Raw genomic sequence first — 711 nt, forward strand, 5'->3', positions numbered from 1 at the left:
CCCGCTCCCACATTTTTAGATCGGTGTCGGGCTCAGAAAATATAGTCAGTGGTCAGAAAGCTCGACGTGCGTTCCTGCAGGATGTCACTGACGAGTTCCTTGTTGCTCGCCTGGAACTTGGTCGCCACCAGGGTACGGATCGAAAACACCCGCAACGCATCATGTACCGACAGCGTGCCCTCGGCCGAGTTCTTGCGCCCGTTGAACGGGAAACTGTCCGGCCCGCGCTGGCACTGGGCATTGATGTTGATCCGGCCCACCTGGTTGGCGAACGCGTCCACCAGGCGCCCGACTTCCCTCGGGCTGGTGCCGAAGATACTCAGTTGCTGGCCGAAGTCCGACTCCAGCACGTAGTCGATCACCGTCTCCAGGTCGCGGTAAGGCACGATCGGCACCACCGGACCGAACTGCTCCTCGTGGTACACGCGCATCTGCGGGTTCACCGGGTACAGCACCGCCGGGTAGAAAAACGAGCCACGGCTGGCGCCGCCATTCTCGTTCACCACCTTGGCGCCATGGGCCAGTGCGTCGGTCACCAGGCCGCCGAGGTAATCCACCTTGCCCTGCTCGGGCAGTGGCGTCAGCGACACACCGTCTTCCCACGGCATGCCAGGCTTGAGGGTCGCCAGCTTGCGGTTGAATTTCTCGATAAAGCTGTCGACCACATCCTCATGCACAAACAGGATCTTCAACGCGGTGCAACGCTGGCCG

At 61.6% G+C, this 711-nt stretch carries 1 protein-coding gene; it reads right to left on the reverse strand.

Translation table 11 applies throughout. From position 1 onward, the window contains the following. Positions 1-32: 32 nt before the first annotated feature. Positions 33-711: aldehyde dehydrogenase family protein (locus tag HX846_RS15975; protein WP_178965699.1), on the reverse strand; the 679-nt coding region annotated here is incomplete at its 5' end.

Source organism: Pseudomonas sp. K5002, from assembly GCF_013386655.1.
Taxonomy (GTDB): domain Bacteria; phylum Pseudomonadota; class Gammaproteobacteria; order Pseudomonadales; family Pseudomonadaceae; genus Aquipseudomonas.